Origin of the sequence: Saccharothrix sp. (genome assembly GCF_031180885.1) — a bacterium.
In the GTDB taxonomy this organism is placed as follows: Bacteria; Actinomycetota; Actinomycetes; order Mycobacteriales; family Pseudonocardiaceae; genus Actinosynnema.
This window is the reverse complement of record NZ_JAPSLK010000057.1, coordinates 1-17,151: the sequence shown is the minus strand read 5'-3', so window position 1 is coordinate 17,151 and position 17,151 is coordinate 1. Positions and strand designations below refer to the sequence as shown.

The following is a 17,151-nucleotide window of genomic DNA, read 5'->3' as shown; positions in this document are numbered from 1 at the left end:
CCTAGAGGATCTGGATGCGCTGGAGGTGCCGGGAGGAGTTGCCGCGGAACGCGTTGCGGCCGTGCAGGAGCGCCTGGTTGTCCACCGCGACGATGTCGCCGTCGCGCCACTCGTGGTGGTAGCAGACCTCCGGGTCGTGCATGCGGTCGCGCAGGTCCGCCATGAACGCCTCCGCGTCCGCGCCGGACTTGCCGTCGATCTCCACCCACACCGGGTTGCGGTACCGCTCGGGGTCGAGCGGTTCGCCGTAGCGCAGGACCGTCTCGCCGGTCTCCGAGTGCTCCGCCAGCAGCGGCGACACGGTCTCGCCGCCGTAGTAGCCGAGCTTCTCGGTGCGGTAGGTGACCCGAGTACCCGCCCACTCGCGCACCAGCTCGGCGGGCGTGCGGCGCAGCACTTCGACGCTGTCGGAGAACACGGTCTCGCCGCCACCGCCCGCCACCGGCGCCTCGACGCACTGGAACAGGAAGTAGCGCGGAGCCTGCTTGGCGAACGCCCCGTCCCAGTGGAACGGCACGTCGGTGCGGCTGAACAGGTAGTTCTTAGGGTCCTCCTGGACCACCAGGTCCAGCACGGCCCCGAAGTCCCAGTGCAGCACCTCGCCCCACTGCGTGCAGTACTCGACGAGGTCTTCCTTGTCCAGCAAGGGGAAACCTCGCAGAACGACCACTTTGGACTCGACCGTCCAGCGCTCCAGCACGGACGGGTGGATGTCGCGCAGGTCCGCGGCGCCGTCGGCGGTCACCAGCCGGCCGAACGGCGACAGCGGCGTCTCCTCGACGCGCAGTTGGTCTGCCTTGGTCATGACGCGATCCCTTCCGGCGGGAACTCGGGGTTGACGTAGTGGCTGGGCCGGCCGTTGCGCCAGATCAGGGAGGCGTTGTCGCGCTCCGCCTGGGCCCGCTTGACCAGGGTCATCGTGGTGCCGTCGTCCACGACCACGCCGTGCCACGGGGTGAGCCAGCTGTCCCTGGTGCGGATGAGGTGGAAGCCGATCTTCTCGGCGTGCCGGGGCTGCGGGTGGATCGACAGCCGCATCGAGTCGGGGAACTCCGCGGCCACCAGGTCGCCCCAGGCGCGGCTGCGCTGGATCATCCGGTACGCGAAGTCCTTGCAGTGCTCGCGCAGCTTGGTGCGGCTCATCTCCGGGTGCAGCGGCGTCTGGTCCTCGACCATGAACCGGTGCATCCCGTTGAACAGCGAACGCGCGCCGAGGTCCGTGCGCACCTCGGCGCGCAGGTCGTCCAGCGGCGTGGCGAAGCGCTCCAGCAGCAGGCGGCGCATCTCGTCGTAGTCGGTCAGGCCGAACGCGTCGTCCAGCGAGTACAGCGACACCGAACTCGCGCCGGTCTGGTCGATGATGCGCCGCAACTCGTCGCGGTAGGCGGTCACGTCGTCGTCCGGGATGCCCAGGATGTCGGAGAAGACGTGGCCGTCCGAGCAGATCAGGATGCGCGCGCCCGGCGGGTGGTAGTGGCTCACCTGCTCGCAGAACGACTGGAGGAACTCCACCGAGATCCGCTCGCCGAGGTCGGGCAGCGAGCCGACGACCTTCTCCGGGTTGCGCGACTTGGCGGGGAAGGCGGGCAGCACGAAGTGCACCGGCTCGCCGGCCAGCACGTAGCGCAGCACGCGGTTCTCGTGGGTGTCGTAGCACTGGTCGCACGGCTGTTCGCCGCACGGGTCGTCGGGGTGTTCGAGGCGGCGGAACCGGAAGGTCAGCGCGAGTATCCGCTGTGCGCGTCGACTCGCCTGCCTGAGGATTCCCTCGTGCTCGACTGCGGTCATGTCGTGTCCGATCGCATCGTGGTTTCACTGTCGGGCAACGGGTCGCCGCGCCCGAGCACGCGTTCGCGCCGCCTCACGCGAACACCTCCTCGGTCGGACCGATCGGCACCAGGTCCGTCCGCCTGCTGATCCCCAGCTTCCGGTAGGCCCTGGTCAGGTGCTGCTCGACGGTGCTGACCGTGATGAACAGCTTGTGCCCGATCTCGCGGTTGGTGTGACCGCGGGCAGCCAGGTTCACGACGCGCCGCTCGGCGTCGCTCAGGGCGGCGAGCCCGTCCTCCGCCCCTCCGCCGCGCTCGTCGAGCGCGTCGTGGAGCGGTAGCAACTTCTTCCGCAGCAGCCCGGCGTGGCAGCCCTCGGCGAGTTGGAGGGCGCGCCTGCCCATCATCTTGGCGCGCCCGAACTCGCCGAGCGCCTGGCCGGTCTGGCTGAGGTCGGCGAACGCGTGCGCGAGTTCGTGCCGGTCGCCGCCGGCGTGCAGGAGGTCCATCGCCTCGCACAACATCGCCTGGCGCTGCTTGGGCGCGCACGCGGACGCCAGCGCGCGCAGGCCCATGCCCTTGGCGCGCGGGCTGTCCGCGCCGGGCAGGGCCAGGTGCTCGGTGAGCAGTTCCCGCGCCCGTTCGGGCCGGCCCTGGCGGACGTGCACGCGGGCGAGGTCGACCCGCCACGGCAGGGTCGACGGGTCGTCGACGTCCCACCGCACGGCCAGTTCCCCGGCGGCGCGGAAGTCCGCGAGGGCGGCCTGCTGCCGGTCCGCCGCGTCGTAGTGGACGCCCCTCGCGCGCAGGTACCGGGGCCAGAACAGGGTTCGGCGCAGCGCGGCCGGTGTGGGCCTGCGGAGCGCTTCGTCGGCTTCCTCGGGCTGGCCGGTCATGGTGGCGGCGAGGACGAGGTGGGCGAGCGGCGAGCCGATGGCGACACCCCAGGAGGTCGCGGACATCGTGGTCAGCGCTTGGCTTGCGTACCGCTGGGCCACCGCGAGGTCACCGCGCCGCAACGCGATCTCGGCCCGGACGTCGGACAGCACGGCGCGCCAACTGGCGACTTCACGCCGGTCGGCTTCCTCGTGCAGCCGTTGGCACCAGTCTTCGGCGCGGTCGAGCTGGTCGGCGCCGATCAGCGCACGCAGGGCGGCCCACACGGCGACGAGGATCGAATCGCCGGGCCGGGCGCGCTGGAGCACTTCCTCCGCCCGGTCCAACGAAAGCCGGTCGGTGGGTTTCGTGCCGTCCGGGTGGCAGTGGTGGAGCCAGTCGACGGTGGCCAGGTGGTCGGCGGCGATCTCCGGGTCGGGGTGCTCGTTGAGGTGGTCAAGGCCGTCCAGCACTTCCGCCGCGTCATCCGGCCGGCCGTACCAGGCCAGGGAACGTACGAGCATCAGGGCGTCGCGCGCGTCGAGGAGGTCCGCGCGGGCCGCGTCCTGCAGGGACGTCAGGTGGCGCAGGACGCTCGACGGCTTGGACCGCCAGTGCAGCCGGACCAGCCCGGCCTCGACGGCCGCCCGTTCGCGCGGGTCGTCGGTGGAGGCGAGGGCCAGGTCCAGGCAGTCGACGGCGTGGGCCGTGGCGTCCTCCGCCGCGGCCTCGGCCGCCGCCGTGACGAGCACCGGCACGGCCCACGGCTCGACCGGCTCACCCACGGCCACCAGGTGCGCGGCGACCTCGGCGGCGGGTGCGGCGTCGTCGTGCAGGAGCCGGGCCGCCTTGTGCCGCAACGCTTCCAGCACATCAGGCGGGCAGTCTTCGAGCACCGCCGCGCGCACCGCCGGGTGGTGGAACTCGTGGCCGTCGACCAGACCGGCCTCACCGAGCGCGGTCACGGCCTGGCGGGTGGCGGCCGGGGTGACGTCGGCGAGCGCGGCCACCAGGTCCGTGGACGCGCGGGAACCGGCCGCGGCCACCGCGCGGGCGACGTCCAGCAGCCGGGGGTCACTGCGGTGCAGGCACGCCAGCGCCGCGTGCACGAACGCGTCACCGACGGCCGGAAAGTCCGATGCGCCAATGGAATCGTCGGCGAGGGCGTGCACGAGCATGGGGTTGCCGCCGCTGAGGGCGTGCGCGGGTTCGGCGAACCGCCGCGCCACCTCGGGCGTGAACCGCTCGGCGAGCAGCCGGCCGACCCCGTCGCGCGACAGCGGCAGCAGCCGCAGGTGCCGGCAGTGCGGCTGCCGGGTCAGCTCCGCGTGGAACGCCGCGCCGGCGGGCCGCGCCGACACGCAACCGCTCAGCACGAGCAGCACGCGGGCCGCGCGGATGCGCCGTTGCAGGTAGAGCAGGGCTTGCAGCGACAAGGGGTCCGCGAACTGGACGTCGTCGACGACGACCACCAGCGGGCGTTCGGCGGCGAGGTCCAGCAGCAGGCGGCACACGTTCTCCAGCAGCCGGGCGTCGTCGTCGCGCAACGTGGTTGCGTCCGGGTCGCCGACTTCCACGTCCAGCCGCAGGTCCGCGCCGTGGCAGAGCTGGTTCACCGCGCCCAGCGGGATGGCGCTCTCCGCCAGCGAGCAGGCCGCGGTGAGCACGAGCGCGCCGTCCGCGGCGGCCCGTTCGGCCAGCGCGTTGACCAGCTCGGTCTTGCCGCTGGCCACGCCGCCGTCGACGAGCGCGACCCGTCCGCTGCCGGTCGACGACGCCGTGTACAGCGCGGTCAACTCGGAGAGGAGATGTTCTCTCTCGATCAAAAACACCTTGTCACCTCGGTGTCTGATGGCGCGACTCCGTCGCGCGGCTCAGCCACCCCGGGGGTCGGCTCATCGCGACGCGTTTCCCGCCGATCGAAGGACGTGATCGGCGGGAAAGGCGCCGCGACAAGCCGACGCGGCTTCGCCGGCAGCCCGGGTGTGGTCGGTGATCCGGCGCAGGATCGCCGGCATCGAGTCATTGAGGTAGAAGTGGCCGCCCGGGTGGACGGCGAGGTCGAAGGACGCGTCGGTGTGCTCGCGCCAGCCCTCCGCCTCCTCCAGCGTCACGCGCGGGTCCGCGTCGCCGACCAGCGCGACGATCGGGCACGACAGCTTCGGGCCGGGCCGGAACTCGTAGGTCTCGGCGGCGGTGTAGTCGGAGCGGATCGCGGGCAGCACCATGCGGACCACGTCCTCGTCGTCCAGCAGCGCGGAGTCGGTGCCGGCGAGCGCGCGGACGTCGGCGATCAGACCGGCGTCGTCGCGCAGGTGGGTCCGCTCCAGCCGCTTGCGGTGCGGCGCGCGCCGACCGGACGCGAACAGCGCGGTGGGCGTGACCCCCAGGCCCTCCAGCCGCCGCGCGACCTCGAAGCCCAGCGTGGCGCCCATGCTGTGGCCGAACACCGCGATCGGCCGGTCGACCAGGGGGAGCACGGCCGCCACCAGGCGGTCGGCGAGTTCGTGGATCGAGGTGAGGCCGGGCTCGCGCTGCCGGTCCTGCCGACCCGGGTACTGCACGGCCAGCACGTCGATCTCCGGCGAAAGCTCTTGCGCCACGCGGAAGAAGTAGCCGGCGGACCCACCCGCGTGCGGCAGGCACAGCAGCCGCGTGGCAGCGTCGTCGGCCGGGTGGAACCGGCGGATCCACAATTCCGTTTCGGACATCTCGTCTACTCCGTGTTGAATGGCGCCGCCTCCGGCGTCGCGGGCGAGGCCGCATGGGAGTCGGCTCGTCGGGCTGCGTTTCCCGACGAGCGAAGGACGTGATCGTCGGGAAACGCAGCCCGACAAGCCGACGCGGCCTCGCGGGTTCCAGTCGTGGGTGGTGACCAGACCCACCGGTCGGCGGTGGGCGGGGGCGCTGCCCACCGGCGGTTCGCGGTGGGCGCGCCCGGGTTGTGCGGTCAGTAGCACGAGCCGCTCTGGCCCTCGCTCCAGCTGATCGTGGTCGGGCGGACGGCGGCGATGCCCGTGTTGGTCCAGCTGTCCAGCACGTCCACGGAGAGAGCGCCGGCGGCGGGCGCCTCGGCGCCCTCGAAGAAGAACGCCCGGACAATCTCATTCGCGATGATCGGCATTGGGAAGTCTCCTCGCGGGAAGTTCGCTCGATGTGGTGGGCGACGTTCGAGACAAAAGGTGCTCGATCGGCGGGTACCGCGACAAGGCCGCGCCTCACCCATCGCCCGCCGTTTCCTCACAGCGCACCCGTGAAATACTCATACCCGCCTTCGCCGATCACCTCCGGGACACCTTCCGGCAACCCGCCCCGGGCACCCGGTCACACGGTTGGACCCTTATCGCCCCCACCGTTCCCACCTGGGGCGTTAAGTGCTCCGAACCCCTCTTGGACCTCGCTCACCACTTGCCCGTGACCCGCTCACCGCGGGCATGTGACGCCGTCACACCCGACCATGGGCGCACAATGGCTGACCAGGTGGTGCGCATATTCGGCCGAATGCCCGTGCCATGCCCCTAGGAATTCCCCCGACCTACCTAGGGGTGTCTCGGCAGTTGCCAGAAGTGGGAAGCTCCGATGTGCTTCTCCACGGTTCCGGCAAATCTCGGGAGTGAGTCCATGAAGTTCTCCGTTCTCGGGAGCACCGAGGTCGTCGACGGCGGCGCCCAGCTCGAACTGGGCGGCGTGAAGCAGCGCGCGATCCTCGGCTACCTCCTGCTGCACGCGAACAAGGTCGTGCCGACCAGCCAGATCCTCCAGGCGATGTGGGAGGGCAACCCGCCCCCGACCGCCCGGAAGATGGTCCAGAACGCCGTGTCGGGCATCCGCCGGATGCTCGCCGCCAACACCGACCCGACCACCACCCCCCTCCTGCGCACGCACCGCCCCGGCTACCAGCTGCGGGTCGACGTGCAGTCGGTCGACCTGTTCGTGTTCCGCTCGCTGGTGCGCGACGGGCGCAGCGCGATCTCCGAGGGCGCGCACGCCCTGGGCGCCGAACGGCTGCGCGAGGCGCTGTCGCTGTGGCGCGGGCGGGCGCTGGCCGACCTCGTGGAGACCGGCATCTGCTGGTCCGAGCTGACCGCGCTGGAGGACGAGCGGCTGTCCGCGCTGGAGGACCGGCTCGACGCCGAACTGGCGTGCGGCCGGCACCGCGAGATCACCCCGGAGCTGGAGGTGCTCACCGCCACCGAACCCATGCGGGAACGGCTGTGCCTCCAGTTCATGCTGGCGCTGTACCGGTCCGGCCGGCAGGCGGACGCGCTGCGCGTCTACCGCCGCACCCGCGAGGCGCTCATCGACGGTCTCGGCCTCGAACCGGGTCGGGGGCTCCAGGAACTCCAGCAGCGCATCCTGGAGCACGACGCCGCCATCCAGGTCCCCGCGCTGGTGGGCTGACCACCCCGCTCACCCCGGCGATTACCCGACCGTGGAGCGACCGCGCGCAGCATGGGCTCCGCGCGCGGTCCGCGACCTGCCCAGACCCCCTAGCGAGGACGACATGACGGACAAGTGCCCCGTGCACGGGCATGAAATGCCGCTCGACGACGACTACTACGCCTCCCCCTACGCGCCCTACGCGCTGTACGCCGCGCTGCACCGGGAAGGTCCGATCCACCGGATCTGCCTGGACGACCAGGACCCGGCGTGGATCGTCACCGGCTACGCCGAGGTCCACGCGGGCCTGCGGGACAAGCGCCTGGCCCGGCCGCGCGAGTACGCCAACCCGAAGACCTTCACCACCAAGCGGTTCCCGGAGGGCGAGGCGACCGGCACGATCGTCACCACCGACCCGCCGCAGCACACCCGCCTCAAGCGGATGGTGAACTTCACCTTTTTGCCGCGCAACGTCGACACGTTCCGCCCGCGCGTGGACGAGATCGTGGACGCCCGGCTGGACGCGATCGAGGCGGCGGGCGGCGGCGACCTGGTCAACGACTACGCCGCGGTCCTGCCCATCACCATCATCTGCGACGTGCTGGGCATCCCGGAGAACTACCGGGCCGAGCTGAAGCACTGGTGCGACCTGGCGTTCGGCGGCGACGAGCAGATCAACGCCACCACCCGCGAGAAGCTGTCGATGTTCGTCAACGACGTCCGCAAGCAGAAGGCGGAGAACCCGACCGACGACCTGCTGTCGTACTGGGTGCACGCCAAGAACGCCGACGGCGAGCCGGAGCTGACCGTGTTCGAGGTGATGAGCCTCGCCCTGCTGACGCTGCTGGGCGGCTACGACACCACCGCGGGCATGATCAGCCGCGGCGCGCTGGCCCTGCTGGACAACCCCGAGGCGCTGGAACGCCTGCGCGCCAACCCCGACGAGTTCGAGGTGGCCGTGGAGGAGCTGCTGCGCATGCACGGCTCGGTGCACCACGGGTTCCGCCGGTTCGCCACCGAGGACCTGGAGATCGGCGGCACCAAGGTGTCCGCGGGCGACACGGTGTACCTGCACCTGACCGCGGCGGGCAACGACCCGAAGAAGTTCCCCGACCCGCAGAAGTTCGACCTCGACCGCCCGGACAAGTCGCACATGGCGTTCGGCGGCGGCGCGCACTTCTGCTCCGGCTCGGAGCTGGCGCGCATCGAGGTCGTCACCGCGCTGCGCAAGCTGTTCACCCGCTTCCCGAACATCAAGCTCGCCGCGGACCCGAAGACGTTGCGACTGCGCAACTCCCCGCTGCTGCCCGCGGTGATGCACCTGCCCGTCACCGTCTGACGCCCGCTCCGCCCTTCGTCGACAAGAGGTTGTTGAACGATGCCGCGCACCGACCTGCTCCGGCCCCTGCCCGAACTGCTCCGGTCCAACGCAGGCCGGTCCGGCTCCCGGACCGCCTACGCCGACGCCCGGCGCAGCGTGACCCACGCCGAGCTGGACGCCCGGACCGCACGGCTCGCCGGCCACCTCGCCGACCTCGGCGTGTGGCCGTCGGACCGGGTCGTGGTCCTGCTGGACGGCGTGTCCGCCGTGGAGGCCGTGCTCGCGGTGGTGCGGGCGGGCGGCATCGCGGTGCCGCTGGACCCGGCGCTGCCCGACGCCGAGCTGGCGCGCCTGGTCGAGGACGCGGGCGCGGACACGGTGATCACCGACGCGGCCGGCGCCGCGCGGGTGTCGCCGCTGAACCTGGTGGTGGACGGGGACTTCCCGGACGGGCACGCGTTCGAGGCCCTGGCCACCACCGAGCCGTCCGCGCCGGCCCGGGACGACCTCACGTTGGACGACCTGGCGTTCCTGACCTACACGGCGGGTGCGACCGGGCCGCGCAAGGGCGTGCTGTCCACGCAGCGCAACGCGTTGTGGCCGGCCGCGACGGCGTACTCCGTGCAATTGGGCCTGACGCCGGACGACCGGCTGTTCTGGCCGCTGCCGGTGCACGCCGGGTTCTCGTTCCTGGTGGCGGCGACGGCGATGGGTGCGTCGGTGCGGCTGGCGTCCGGTCTCGGGCCGGACGAACTGCGGCGCGTGCTCGCCGACGACCGCGGCACCGTCGTGGCGGGCACCCCGATGACGCACGCCGCCCTGCTGGACACGCCGCGCCCCGGTGCGGTGGGCGTGCGGCTGGGGCTCGTGGTCGGCGCGGTGGACGCGGCGGCGCGCGAGGTGTTCGAGGAGGCGTTCTCCGCGCCCCTCCTCACCGTCTACGCGACCACCGAGACGTCCGGCCCGATCGCGGTGAGCTGGCCGGACGGCGACCCGGGGCGGCGGTGCCTGCCGCTGCCCGGGTTGAGCGTGCGGGTGGTGGACCCGGTGACGGGCGCGGACCTGGGGCCCGGTCAGGAGGGCGAGGTCTGGGTCTCCGGGCCGAACGTGATGGCGGGCGGGTACCACAACCTGGCCGCCGAGACCGCCGACGCGCTGCGCGGCGGCTGGCTGCGCACGGGCGACCTGGCACGGCGCGACGAGTCCGGCTACCTCGCGGTGACCGGTCGACTGGCCGACGTCGTGACGGTCGGCGACCTCCGCGTTCGGCTGGACAAGCTGGACGCCGTCCTCCGCGCGGTGCCGGGCGTGACCGACGCGGCCTCCGCCGCCGGCCCGGTCGCCTACGTCGTCGGGTCCACTGTGGACAGTGCGGCGGTGGTCGACGCGTGCCGCGCGGCCGGGGTGGCGCTGCCCGCCGAGGTGTACCAGGTCGCCGCGATCCCGCGCACCACCGCCGGCACGCCGATCCGCCACCTGCTCCCCGACCTGCCCGCCCGGCTGCTGGGCGTGGCGACTGCCGACTACGGCACCCTGCACACCGACGACGGTCCCGTTCGCGCGGTGCCCGCCGGTGAAGCACTCACCGGGACGGTCCGGTTCATCGGGCGCGACGAAGCACTCGCCCGCCACCTCACCGAAGCCCACGACCTCCGCGAAGTCGAGCGCGACGCCGATGTCGTGGTGGCCGTGGACGCCGGCGACCCCGAGGCCCTGGCCGAGCACCCCGGCCGGCTCGTGCTGCTGTCCGCCGAGCACTCCCCCGAGGCCGATGCGGTGATCGCGCACCGGCGCGAGCGCGGCCTCCCGGGTCTGTCGGTGACCTGGTCCGCCCCCGGCTTCACCCCGCTGCCCCTCGAACGCCGCGCCGCCGCCCTCGACGCCGCCCTGGCCGCCGACGAGCCGTGCGTGATCGCGGCCATGGTCGCGGACACCGCGGCCGACACCTGCGCGGTCCGCGCCGAGCTGACCGCGCGCCTGCTGGCCACCCCCGAGGCCGAGCGCGCGGACGTGCTGCTGGACCTCGTGCGCGCGGAGACCGCCGAGGTGCTCGGCGACCAGGCGCCGCCGGTGCTGGACGCCGAGACCCCGTTCCGCCGCCTGGGTTTCGACTCGCTGACCGCCGTGCAGCTGCGCGGCCGGCTGAGCGCGGTCACCGGGCTCGACCTGCCCGCGACCCTCGTCTTCGACTACCCGACCCCGGACACCGTGGTCGAGCACCTGCTCCAGGAGCTGGGCGCGGCCTCCTCGCCCACGGCGGACGAGCCGGTCGCGGTCGCCGTGCGGGACGACGAGCCGATCGCCATCGTCGGCATGGGCTGCCGCTTCCCCGGCGGTGTGACCTCGCCGGACGACCTGTGGCGGCTGGTCGTCGACAGCGTGGACGCGATCAGCGACTTCCCCACCAACCGCGGCTGGGACCTCACCGCGCTGTTCGCCGGCGACGGTCCGGGCACCTCCGCGGCCGGCGCGGGCGGCTTCCTGCACGACGCGGCCGAGTTCGACGCGGAGTTCTTCGGCATCAGCCCGCGCGAAGCGCTCGCCATGGACCCGCAGCAGCGCGTGCTGATGGAGACCGCGTGGGAGGCGTTGGAGCGCGCGGGGATCGACCCGCACTCGTTGCGGGGCAGTGACACCGCGGTGTTCGCGGGCGTGCCCGTGCAGGACTACGGGCGCGGCGGGCACAGCGAGGACGACGGCGTCGACGGGTTCCTGATCACCGGCATCGCGAGCAGCGTCGCGTCCGGCCGCATCGCCTACGCGCTGGGCCTCGAAGGTCCCGCCATGACCGTGGACACGGCGTGCTCGTCGTCGCTGGTCGCGCTGCACCTGGCGGTGCGGGCGCTGCGGTCCGGCGAGTGCGGCATGGCGCTGGCGGGCGGCGTGACCGTGATGTCCGGGCCCGAGACGTTCACCGAGTTCTCCCGCCAGGGCGGCCTGTCCGCCGACGGCCGGTGCAAGGCGTTCTCCGAGGACGCCGACGGCACCGGCTGGTCCGAGGGCGCGGGCATGCTGGTGCTGGAACGGCTGTCCGACGCGCGCCGCCACGGCCACCCGGTCGTCGCCGTGCTGCGCGGGTCAGCGGTGAACCAGGACGGCGCGTCCAACGGCCTGACCGCGCCCAACGGCCCGTCCCAGCAGCGGGTCATCCGCCAGGCACTGGCCAACGCCGGCCTGCGACCGTCCGATGTGGACGCTCTGGAGGCGCACGGCACGGGCACCACCCTGGGCGACCCGATCGAGGCCCAGGCGATCCTCGCCACCTACGGCCAGGACCGCGAGACCCCGCTGTGGCTGGGGTCGCTGAAGTCCAACATCGGCCACACCCAGGCGGCGGCCGGCGTCGGCGGTGTCATCAAGATGGTGATGGCCCTGCGCCACGGCCTGCTGCCGCGCACCCTGCACGTCGCCGCACCGACCCGCAAGGTCGACTGGTCGGCGGGCGCGGTGGAACTGCTGACCAACGCCGTCGAGTGGCCGGCGGGTGACCGCCCGCGCCGGGCCGCCGTGTCGTCGTTCGGCATGAGCGGCACCAACGCCCACGTGATCCTCGAAGAACCCCCCACCGCGACCCCCATCGCCGGTGAAGGCCCGGAAGTGGTGCCGTGGGTGTTGTCCGGGCGCAGTGAGGCTGCCGTCCGTGACCAGGCCCGGCGGCTGATCGACCACGTCGAGGCGCATCCGGACCAGGACATCGCCGCCATCGGTCGCTCCCTCGCCACGACCCGCGTCGCCTTCGACCACCGCACCGCCGTCGTCGGCGCGGACCGCGACGAACTCATCGCCGCCCTCATCGCGGTCGCCTCCGGCAGCGAGCCGTCGACCGCGATCACCGCCGGCAAGACCGCCTTCCTGTTCACCGGTCAAGGCTCCCAGCGCCTCGGCATGGGCACCGAACTGTCCTTCTTCCCGGTGTTCGCCGAAGCCTTCGCCGAAGCGTGCGCCGCCCTCGACCCGCACCTGCCCAAGCCGCTCGCCGAAGTCCTGAACGCCGAAGAACTCCACGACACCGGCTACACCCAGCCCGCCCTCTTCGCCTTCGAGACCGCCCTCTACCGCCTGGTCACCTCGTGGGGCGTCCGGCCGGACCACCTCGTCGGCCACTCCATCGGCGAGCTGGCCGCCGCGCACGTCGCCGGCGTGTTCACCCTCGAAGACGCCGCCAAGCTGGTCGCCGCACGCGGCCGACTCATGCAGGCGCTGCCCGAAGGCGGCGCGATGGTCGCCGTCCAGGCCACCGAGGACCAGGTCGCCGAGTTCCTGTCCGACCAGGTCGCCATCGCCGCCGTCAACAGCCGCACCTCCGTGGTCCTGTCCGGCGACGAAACCGCCGTCCTCGCCGCCGCCGACAAGCTCGCCGCACGGGGCCACAAGACCAAGCGCCTCACCGTCTCGCACGCCTTCCACTCCCCGCTCATGGAACCGATGCTCGACGAGCTGCGCGCGGTCGCCGAGGGCATCACCCACCACGAGCCCACGATCCCGCTGATCTCCACCGTCACCGGCCGCCCCTTCACGCCGACCCCGGACTACTGGCCGCGCCAGGTCCGCGAGGCCGTCCGGTTCGCCGACGCCGTGGACGCGCTCGCCGGGACCACCACGTTCGTCGAGATCGGGCCGGACGCCGTGCTGTCCGCCCTGGTGCCCGACACCGCGATCCCGCTGACCCGGGCGAAGCGCGACGAGCGGCGCACGGCGGCGGAGGCGTTCGGCCGATTGTTCGCCGCCGGGTCCACTGTGGACGGTGCGGCGTTCTTCCCGCACGCCGGAACCGTCGAGCTGCCCACGTACGCGTTCCAGCGCCGCTCGTACTGGCTGCGCCCGGCGGGCGGCGGGGACGTCGGCGCGGCCGGCCTCACCTCCGCGAGCCACCCGCTGCTCGGCGCGGTCCTCGGCGTGACGGACACCGACCGGCTGGTGCTCACCGGGCGCCTGTCGCCGCAGGCCCAGCCGTGGCTGGCGGACCACGCCGTCGCTGACTCCGTGCTGCTGCCCGGCACCGCGTTCCTCGAACTGGCCGCGCAGGCCGCGCGGCACACCGGGTGCGCGGCGGTCGAGGAGATGACCCTCCAGGCGCCACTGGTGCTCGGGCAGCGGCCGGTGAACCTCCAGGTCTGGATCGGCCGCCCCGACGAGCACGGCCGGCGCGAGTTCGGCGTGTACTCCCAGCCCGCCGACCACGCCCCGGGCGAGGAGTGGACCTCCCACGCCTCCGGCGTGCTGACCCCGGACGAGATCCCGGTACCCGCCCCGGTCGCGGACTGGCCGCCGGCCGGCGCGGAACCGGTCGAGGTGGACGACTTCTACGGCTGGCTGCTGGCCCGCGGCTTCGGCTACGGCCCGGCGTTCCAGGGCGTGCAGGAGGTGTGGCGGCGCGGCGGCGAGCTGTTCGCCCGGGTCGCGCTGCGGCCGGAGGAGGAGGTCGGCGCGGTGCGCTTCGGCGTCCACCCGGCCCTGCTCGACGCGGCCCTGCACCCGATGGTCCTCGACCTCGACGGCGGGCCGGGCCAGGCCTGGCTGCCGTTCTCGTGGCGCGGGGTGCGGCTGCACCGGGCCGGGACGTCGTCCCTGCGCGTCCAGCTCACGCCGGCGGGCGAGCACGCGTTCCGGGTGGCCGCGTTCGACGACGAGGGCAGCCCCGTGCTGTCCGCGAACGCCGTCGCCGTCCGCCCGGTCACGACGACCGCCGCCGGCCCCGCGCCCGCGCTCTACACGACGGAGTGGGTGCCGGTCGCGACCTCGTCCGCCGACACCGACATCGAGATCTTCCGCGCCCTGCCCGGCGACACCGCCGAGACCGTCCGCGCGTCCCTGGCCGCCACCCTCGCCAAGCTCCAGCAGGCCGGGGGCCGGCTCGCCGTCGTCACCACCGACGACCTGGCCGGGGCGGCCACGTGGGGCCTGGTGCGGTCCGCGCAGACCGAGCAGCCGGACCGGTTCGTGCTGGTCGAGACCGACGGCACCGAGCAGTCCGAACGCGTGCTCGCCGCCGCGATCGGCACCGGCGAGCCGCAGTTGGCCGTCCGCGCCGGCGTGGTGACCACACCCCGGCTGGCCGCCCACGAGCCCGCCGCCTCGGAGGCCCGCCTGTTCGACCCGGCCGGCGCGGTGCTGATCACCGGCGGCACCGGCGGCCTGGCCGCCGAACTCGCCCGCCACCTGGTGTCCGCGCACGGCGCCCGGCGCCTGGTCCTGACCTCCCGCCGGGGCCCGGACGCGCCCGGCGCACTAGACCTCGCCGACGAACTGCGTGCTGAAGGCGCGGTCGTGGACGTCGTGGCCTGCGACGCCGCCGACCGCGACGCCCTGTCCGCCCTCCTCTCCACCCTCCCCGACCTGGTCGGCGTGGTCCACGCGGCGGGCGTGCTGGACGACGGCGTCCTCGACGCCCTCACCCCCGAGCGCCTGGACACCGTCCTGCGCCCCAAGGTCGACGCGGCCCTCAACCTGCATGAACTGGCCGGTGACGTCGAGCTGTTCGTCCTGTTCTCGTCGGTCGCGGGCATCGTCGGCACGGCCGGCCAGGCCAACTACGCGGCGGCCAACGCGTTCCTCGACGGCCTCGCCGCCCACCGGCACGCCCGGGGCCAGGCCGCGACCGCGCTGTCGTGGGGCCTGTGGGACCAGGACGGCGCGATGTCGCACAGCCTCGGCGAAGCGGACCTCGCCCGCCTCGCCCGCGGCGGCCTCCTGGCGCACAGCGTCGCCGACGGCCTGGCCCTGTTCGACGCCGCGTGCCGCTCCGGCCGGCCGCACCTGGTGCCCGTCACCATCGACGTGGCCGCCGTGCGCGCCGCCACCAACCCCGCACCGCCCCTGCACGGCCTCGCCCGCGTCCCCCGCCGCCGTCGTGCCGCGACCGGCCCGAGCGGATCGGCGCTGACCCGGGAACTGGCCGCGAAGACCGAGGAGGAGCAGCGGCGGACCCTGCTGGACCTGGTGCGCGCCCAGGTCGCGACCGTCCTCGCGCACCCCGACCCGGCCTCGATCAGCGGCGGGAACCCGTTCAAGCAGCTCGGTTTCGACTCGCTGATGGCCGTCGAACTACGCAACCGGCTCAACACCGCGACCGGCCTGCGCCTGCCCGCGACCCTGACCTTCGACTACCCGACCCCGGAAGCGATCGTCGACCACCTGCTGGGCGAGTTCGGTCCCCGGGTGGAGCCGGCGCAGCAGCGCCCCGTGGCGGTCCGCCCGGTGGACGAGCCGATCGCGATCGTCGGCATGGCGTGCCGCTACCCCGGCGGCGTGTCCTCGCCCGAGGACCTGTGGCAGATGCTCGCCACCGGCCGCGACGGCATCACCGGGTTCCCGACCGACCGGGGCTGGTCGCTGGACACCCTGTTCGACCCGGACCCGGACACCCCCGGCACCAGCTACGTCAGCGAAGGCGGCTTCCTGCTCGACGCGGCCCGGTTCGACGCCGACTTCTTCGGCATCAGCCCCCGCGAAGCGCTCGCCATGGACCCGCAGCAACGCGTGTTCCTGGAAACCTGCTGGGAGGCATTGGAAAGCGCCGGCCTCCAGCCGGACGGCCTGCGCGGCTCGGCGACGGGCGTGTTCACCGGCCTCATGACGCACGACTACGCGGCCCGCTCCAGCGCGGTGCCCGAGGGCGTGGAGGGCTTCTGGGGCACCGGCACGGCGGGCAGCGTGGCTTCGGGTCGCGTGGCCTACACGCTCGGGCTGGAGGGGCCCGCGGTCACCGTGGACACCGCGTGCTCGTCGTCGCTGGTCGCCCTGCACCTCGCGGCGCAGGCGCTGCGGTCCGGCGAGTGCTCGCTGGCCCTGGCCGGCGGTGTGACCGTGATGGCGACGCCCGGGTTGTACGTGGAGTTCTCCAAGCAGCGCGGACTCGCGCCGGACGGCCGGTGCAAGGCGTTCTCGTCCACCGCGAACGGCACCGCGTGGGCCGAGGGCGTCGGCGTCCTGGTCGTGGAACGCCTCTCGGACGCCCGCCGCAACGGCCACCGCGTGCTCGCGGTCGTCCGGGGCTCGGCGGTGAACCAGGACGGCGCGTCCAACGGCCTCACCGCGCCCAACGGCCCGTCCCAGCAGCGAGTCATCCGCCAGGCACTGGCCAACGCCGGCCTGCAACCGTCCGATGTGGACGCGGTGGAGGCGCACGGCACCGGCACCGTCCTCGGTGACCCCATCGAGGCGCAGGCGATCCTGGCCACCTACGGCCAGGACCGGTCCGTGCCGTTGAAGCTGGGATCGCTGAAGTCCAACATCGGCCACACCCAGGCCGCGGCGGGCGTCGGCGGGGTGATCAAGATGGTGCTCGCCATGCGGCACAACGTGCTGCCGAAGACGCTGCACGTCGAGGAGCCGTCGCCGAAGGTGGACTGGGCGGCCGGTTCGGTGGAGCTGCTCACCGAGGCCGCCGAGTGGCCGGCCAACGGTCACCCGCGACGTGCCGGCGTGTCGTCCTTCGGGGTCAGCGGCACCAACGCCCACGTGATCATCGAGGAGCCGCCCGCGGCCCCCGTACTGGGCGGCGAACCCGTCCCCACCGTCCCCTGGGTGCTGTCCGGCCGCACCGAACCAGCCCTCCGCGACCAAGCCCGCCGCCTGCTCGACCACGTGACGACACACGCGGACCAGCCCCTCGCCGACGTCGGCCACTCCCTGGCCACGTCCCGCGTCGCCTTCGACCACCGCGCCGTCGTGTCCGGCGGTTCCCGCGACGACCTGCTGCGCGGTCTAGCCGCACTGGCCGTCGGCGACGACGCGCCCGGCGTCGTGGTGGACTCGGTGCGCGGCGGAAGTGTCGCGTTCCTGTTCACCGGCCAGGGCTCGCAA

The 17,151-nt window shown here is 73.3% G+C and carries 8 protein-coding genes; 3 read left to right on the top strand and 5 right to left on the bottom strand.

Annotated elements, in window-relative coordinates:
* Position 1 precedes the first annotated feature (1 nt).
* The 5 genes from RIN75_RS36470 to RIN75_RS36450 form a co-directional block, all read right to left on the bottom strand.
* A complete protein-coding gene (locus tag RIN75_RS36470) occupies positions 2-805 on the bottom strand; it encodes a TauD/TfdA family dioxygenase (RefSeq protein WP_309116652.1) in 804 nt (267 codons plus the stop codon).
* Positions 802-1,788 (bottom strand): isocyanide synthase family protein, encoded by a 987-nt coding sequence (locus tag RIN75_RS36465; RefSeq protein ID WP_309116651.1) that lies wholly within the window; start codon positions 1,786-1,788, stop codon positions 802-804. The genes RIN75_RS36470 and RIN75_RS36465 overlap by 4 nt, the downstream gene beginning before the upstream one ends.
* Before the next feature lie 73 nt (positions 1,789-1,861).
* The gene (locus RIN75_RS36460; RefSeq protein WP_309116650.1) at positions 1,862-4,477 is read right to left on the bottom strand and encodes an AAA family ATPase; all 2,616 of its coding nucleotides are present in this window, start codon (positions 4,475-4,477) and stop codon (positions 1,862-1,864) included.
* Positions 4,478-4,540: 63 nt separating this feature from the next.
* Positions 4,541-5,356: an alpha/beta fold hydrolase gene (locus RIN75_RS36455; protein WP_309116649.1), complete on the bottom strand. Its 816-nt coding sequence runs from the start codon at positions 5,354-5,356 to the stop codon at positions 4,541-4,543.
* A gap of 239 nt (positions 5,357-5,595) precedes the next feature.
* Positions 5,596-5,769, bottom strand: a complete 174-nt coding sequence (locus RIN75_RS36450; RefSeq protein WP_309116648.1) for a hypothetical protein — start codon at positions 5,767-5,769, stop codon at positions 5,596-5,598.
* 497 nt (positions 5,770-6,266) lie between these two features.
* Here RIN75_RS36450 and RIN75_RS36445 point away from each other — a divergent pair, with 497 nt between their 5' ends.
* The 3 genes from RIN75_RS36445 to RIN75_RS36435 all read left to right on the top strand — a co-directional run.
* Positions 6,267-7,046: an AfsR/SARP family transcriptional regulator gene (locus RIN75_RS36445; protein WP_309116647.1), complete on the top strand. Its 780-nt coding sequence runs from the start codon at positions 6,267-6,269 to the stop codon at positions 7,044-7,046.
* Positions 7,047-7,149: 103 nt separating this feature from the next.
* Entirely contained in the window at positions 7,150-8,364 is a 1,215-nt protein-coding gene (locus RIN75_RS36440) for a cytochrome P450 (RefSeq protein ID WP_309116646.1), read from the top strand.
* 39 nt (positions 8,365-8,403) lie between these two features.
* On the top strand, positions 8,404-17,151 hold an 8,748-nt coding region (locus tag RIN75_RS36435; protein ID WP_309116645.1), incomplete at its 3' end, for an SDR family NAD(P)-dependent oxidoreductase.